Source organism: bacterium (assembly GCA_012517375.1).
Classification (GTDB): Bacteria; Hydrothermota; Tepidihabitantia; order B3-TA06; family B3-TA06; genus JAAYVC01.
This window is the reverse complement of record JAAYVC010000015.1, coordinates 1-4,870: the sequence shown is the minus strand read 5'-3', so window position 1 is coordinate 4,870 and position 4,870 is coordinate 1. Positions and strand designations below refer to the sequence as shown.

Here is a 4,870-nt window from a genome sequence, read left to right as displayed (position 1 = left end):
CTCCGTTTTTTTTAGTATCTCTAGCTGGATCGCCTGCTTACCTATTAGCTTCTGGAGTCGCTCTACCTCCGAACGGTGAGCCTTATCGTCAGAACTCCCGTTCTCAAGACCAGTCCTGGCCCCCTCAAGGAACTTGTCGCGCCACCGGTAATATAGTGTCTGGGATATCTGATGTTCCCGGCATATCTCCGTCACCGACTTCCTGCCGTTCAATCCTTCAAGTACCACCGCCAGCTTCTCCTCTGTCGTCCAGTTACTGCGCTTCATCTTGCATCCTTGGCTAGATGCCTCATTCTACCTCTAAACACTCAACGTGTCCACTCTCTGAGGGACGCAGTATACACCATTTGTCAAAGAGAATACTTTGGTGAGCACCGAATTGTCTTGGAAGAATCGTCTCATCTATCACCTTATGTCCGTGTGAGTCAATCCTGTTTATGAATATTTCTTTATAGATACCAGCCATCCAGACATAACCTGAATCATCCATTGCCGTTTTCCATTCATAGAGAGAAGATTGAGGGAATGTTATATAAGACAGTAATGCATCGGCCTGTTGAGCCGGGGTTGCCAGTGCAACGAGCGAAAAAAGTCTTAAAGCTAATAATATGTGCATCTTTTTCTCCTTGATGAGTCTATCCCTTTTAATAAAAGAATAGCGGAATTGGAAAATTAGTCAACAGGGTTGACAGACCGCTATCCGGACTTAAACTACCCGCATAAAGCAAAAAAGAGGAGATGCATGAAAAAAGAGATAAGAACCGACAAGGCACCGCTGCCAATAGGTCCATACAGCCAGGCAGTGCGGGTCTCTAATCTAGTCTTCATTGCAGGACAGCTTGGCATTGACCCTGAAACCGATAAGCTCCTGGAAGGCATTGAGACTCAGACCAAAAAGGTGATGGAGAACCTAAAGGCCATACTCGAGGAAGCGGGAGCTACAATGGACGACGTCGTAAGATGCGACATCCATCTTGCCTCGTTAGCCGACTTCCCTAGGGTGAACGAGATATACGCTTCCTATTTCACGGCGCCCTACCCCGCGCGTCTTACCGTACAATCGGCAGGGCTTCCAAAAGGCGCGCTTGTAGAAATAGCGGCCATTGCAACCATTTAAGTCCATGTCTCGTCTTTAGATACTGATGGTTGAACTCCTTTTTTTAAACCTGTTTGTCTCAGCGCTGACGCCTCAGGCCGAAGCGCTTCTTGAAAAGGGGATTGAGGCGTCCCACGTAGAAGATTATACTACGGCACGCAAGGCTTATGCCGACGCTAAGGAACTCTGTCCTGATGACCCGGCTCCGTACTTCCTTAACGGCGCATTGACGTTTATATACATGTCCGATTTCGTAACCGATTCACTAGAATGGCATTTTGACCAGGAAATGGCAAAGGCCGAGAAGCTGGCGAGGCAGGGAATCGAAGAAGAGGGCGAGAATGCACGCGATCTCTTTTTTATAGGGTCCGTTCAGGTGTTCCGCATGATTCGCTCGGGCTGGAAAAGGCAGTATCTTGCGGCATTCTCATCCGGAACAAACTCCCTGAAGCCGCTTTTAAGGGCTGTAGAACTCGATTCAACACTCTATGACGCCTATCTTGCCAAGGGAGCGTACGACTATTTCTCAGGCAGGGTAGACCGCTATCTTCCGGGTGCAAAGGCATCCACTAACGTGGAGAAGGGTATTTACGAAATCCGAACCGTATATGAAAAGGGCAAATACTTCAAGGCATCTGCCGGGCAGGCGCTCTCCTTCGTCTTGAGGGAAGAAAAAAGACCTTCAGAAGCGCTTGCCGTGAGCAGGGAACTCGTGAACGAACATCCCAAGGGACGCACATTCCGGTGGGGTTTGGGTGAGCTGTATATCGATCTCGGCATGTGGAAGGAGGCAAAAGAGCTTTACGAGAAGCTCCTGGGCGACATATTCTGGTATCAGCCAAAGTGCTACACAAATATCTACCAGTGCAAGCTCAGATTGGCAGAGGTATACCTTGCACTCGGTGAAAGGGAAAAGGCGAGAAGTTATCTGTGGGATGTTGTGAACAACAAGGATAGAATCAGAAGGGATCTGGGATATTCAGATATAGTAAGGGACGCGGAAAAACTCCTTAAGAAATAAGTGGCTAAGAAACTCCTTGTAATAACCTATTACTATCCTCCCTTGGGCGGCGTGGGCGTTCAGCGCGTTACGAAGCTCTGCAAATACTTGCCGGAATTCGGCTGGGAACCTGTAGTTATCGCGCCTCAGCCTTCGGCATTCTACATGGCCGATCCTGAAATGATTGATGAAGTCAAAGACATCGAGCTTCATCGCGTAGCGGGATTCGACAGCTTCCGTTTTCGCGAGAAGCTTGTAGGACCTTTGAAACCAAGAGTCGATAGCCCCTTGCGGTGGATTGCAGAGCGTTTTTCGTGGCCCGATACGCAAACAGGCTTTATCGGTCAGGCGTTCCACGAAGCGTCAAGACTCGCATCGAAAGCAAAAGCGGTTTTTGTTACTGCTCCGCCCTGGAGCAACATGTTCACCGGCCAGCTTATCAAGAGAGTGGCCAATCTTCCTTTGATTATAGACATGAGAGACCCCTGGGCAGGCCATCCTCAGCATGGAAAAGCAAGGTGGAAAAGAGCATTGAACAAGAGAGCTGAAAAAAGGATTCTCGAGGGAGCAGATGTAATCATCGGAGTAACGAGAGAACATATCCGGAATCTCTTGAGTCGCTACCCTGAGCTCGCTCCTCGGATAAACTACATACCTAACGGTTTTGATTCAGACGATTTTGAAGAAGGTACAAAATCTCGTATACGACGCAAGAAGGGTCAGTTCGTTATCTCGTACGCAGGTATTCTCGGACTCGAGCACATAAATCGAGGAACCACTCTCTATTCTGCCATACGCCGGTTAAGGGACGAGGAAGGACTTACACCAGCCAAGCTCAAGGTCGAGATAATGGGAGAGATAAGCAAGATGGAGGAAGAGCGCATCCGGCGCAGCGGCGTTTCCTCATTCATAGAAAGACTTGGACATCTTCCTCACCAGGAGACCATGCACCGTCTTCAAAAATCAGACCTTCTATGGCTGCCCTATCGCGCCGAATACTCAGATCTCATAGTTCCTGCAAAGACCTACGAATACATAGGTTCGGGCACGCCCATACTTGCGACCGTAAGCCCCGAACACGAAACGGCTTCGCTTATCCGCGAGACAGGAACGGGCTGTGTTGCTCGTGAGGGCGATATCGAAGGTGTTTTCCGTGCATTAAAGCTATTGCTTGAGGGTGTTTTTCCCTACAATCCTCAGCGCGAAGTAATTGCCCGTTTCGAGCGCCGCGCCCACGCAAGAAAGCTTGCCAGAATACTAGATGAGTATACCGCAAATGTCTGAAGAAGGGGTCCTTCTAATAGGTGTCGGCAACCGGCTGCGCGGCGACGACGCGTTCGGTCCTCTGGCAATAGACCGTCTCCTCGAATCCTCAACCATTCCCTCAAACTGGATTTTTGTCGACGGGGGGGAGGTTCCTGAGAACGCGCTCGGTCTCGTAGAGAAGGAAAAGCCCGACCGCATACTTCTCATCGATGCATGCGACTGGGGCGGGATGCCGGGTGAGATTCGCTTCTTCTCCGCAGATGAGATACTTTCCCTCCCCATACGGACAATCTCCACGCACGGGGTGCCCCTCTCCTTCTGGGTCAAGATGACGCAGGTTGAGCATCCCTCCGTCCTCATCGAACTGCTCGGCGTTCAGGCAGCCAGCCTTGAGTTCAACGCGTCACTAACCCCACCCGTCCAGGCGGCGCTCGAACACATCGAAGATATTATAAAAAAACACCTTAGCTGAATCCCCATGAATGTGCCGAGCAGGTTCAGGAGGTGGATTTCCATACCGTGTCCTGGTCCTTGATGAAATAAAGGAGGCGGTCATGGTATAAGTCTCCGTAGGCACACCCTGATGATGCCACGTAAATGTCGGTTTCCTCCCTTTTGATTGGACCTATACACTTTAACCTTTCAGTACTTCTGGAGTCAACATCCGCAGCGACCGGGCCTAGCTCCTCATAACTACTCCAACCCATGTGTAGATAATCATCATGGCAGCTTACCGCAAACTCAAAGTGAAAGTTGCCGTATTCCTCTTTATCGGAATACTCCTCAGGAATAGGAGCAACTACTCGTTCCCCAGGAACTCGGATTAGATTCCCGAAGGTTTTAGCTGCATCACCGAGTCCCGAATAGGATACGGAGAGTGTTTCGTAATAGCTTTCGCCGAGATAGTAGTCTTCCGTGCATCGTTCGAAAACCCATTGATAATCCGATCCCATGGGGAAATAAGTAGTGTCGAAATCGATAGGTGGAAGTGTCTTATCGAACTAAAGAGAACACTCGTCACCCATTGAAGCCACTCCGTCCACCGTCATTGATGCCACTTTCCACGAATAATCGCCAGGTGGTGCGCCATCAAAAATGTTTTTTTGCATCTCAAAGACAGTATCTTTCAGGGGAAGACGTGCCAATAAGCCAGTGTAGGGAGCCAAACATCTAATCTCTAGCTTGTAATATGCAGCTTCATCTACTGACCGCCAAACAAACGTTGGTGGGTCGGATGTAAACACTTCTCCGTTCAGCGGCGCTATGAGTTCAGGCGGCTGAGGGAGCTCCGGCTCTTCCGGCTGGCAACCTACCACCCACCACAGCACGATTATTGTTAAAATCAAGAAGACCTTCTTCATCTAATCCCTCCGTTTCAGGCTTTTAGTAGTGTACTATCCAGATTATAGGTAGAGCAAGATGCATGCCAAGTCAGCCTCAAGCATATGACGTAATTCCAAATCTTAAAAAACACACTGTTTGAAAAATCCCCCTGCAGGTTATTCTTT

At 49.3% G+C, this 4,870-nt stretch carries 8 protein-coding genes; 4 read left to right on the top strand and 4 right to left on the bottom strand.

Going from position 1 to position 4,870, the window contains the following annotated elements:
• Together GX441_01995 and GX441_01990 are read right to left on the bottom strand one after the other, a co-directional pair.
• A partial coding sequence (locus GX441_01995) for a transposase (protein NLI97414.1) occupies positions 1 to 267 on the bottom strand: 267 nt, incomplete at its 3' end.
• A 22-nt stretch (positions 268 to 289) separates the two neighbouring features.
• On the bottom strand, positions 290 to 616 hold the full coding sequence (locus GX441_01990) for a hypothetical protein (GenBank protein ID NLI97413.1): 327 nt from the start codon (positions 614 to 616) through the stop codon (positions 290 to 292).
• 126 nt (positions 617 to 742) lie between these two features.
• Between GX441_01990 and GX441_01985 the strand changes: the two genes are divergently transcribed.
• Genes GX441_01985 through GX441_01970 form a run of 4 tightly spaced genes read left to right on the top strand, consistent with a single transcriptional unit; the run spans position 743 to position 3,834 of the window.
• Positions 743 to 1,117 carry a RidA family protein gene (locus tag GX441_01985; GenBank protein ID NLI97412.1) on the top strand — a complete coding sequence of 125 codons (375 nt, stop codon included), beginning with the start codon at positions 743 to 745 and terminating at the stop codon, positions 1,115 to 1,117.
• Positions 1,118 to 1,142: 25 nt separating this feature from the next.
• The gene (locus GX441_01980; GenBank protein ID NLI97411.1) at positions 1,143 to 2,117 is read left to right on the top strand and encodes a tetratricopeptide repeat protein; all 975 of its coding nucleotides are present in this window, start codon (positions 1,143 to 1,145) and stop codon (positions 2,115 to 2,117) included.
• Complete coding sequence (locus tag GX441_01975) at positions 2,118 to 3,380, top strand: glycosyltransferase family 4 protein (GenBank protein NLI97410.1); 1,263 nt, start codon at positions 2,118 to 2,120, stop codon at positions 3,378 to 3,380.
• Positions 3,373 to 3,834, top strand: a complete 462-nt coding sequence (locus GX441_01970; GenBank protein ID NLI97409.1) for a hydrogenase maturation protease — start codon at positions 3,373 to 3,375, stop codon at positions 3,832 to 3,834. Before GX441_01975 ends, GX441_01970 begins: the two co-directional genes overlap by 8 nt.
• Before the next feature lie 25 nt (positions 3,835 to 3,859).
• Here the strand turns inward: GX441_01970 and GX441_01965 are convergent, their stop codons facing one another.
• A complete protein-coding gene (locus tag GX441_01965; GenBank protein NLI97408.1) occupies positions 3,860 to 4,315 on the bottom strand; it encodes a hypothetical protein in 456 nt (151 codons plus the stop codon).
• 48 nt (positions 4,316 to 4,363) lie between these two features.
• A complete protein-coding gene (locus GX441_01960) occupies positions 4,364 to 4,723 on the bottom strand; it encodes a hypothetical protein (protein NLI97407.1) in 360 nt (119 codons plus the stop codon).
• Positions 4,724 to 4,870 lie beyond the last annotated feature (147 nt).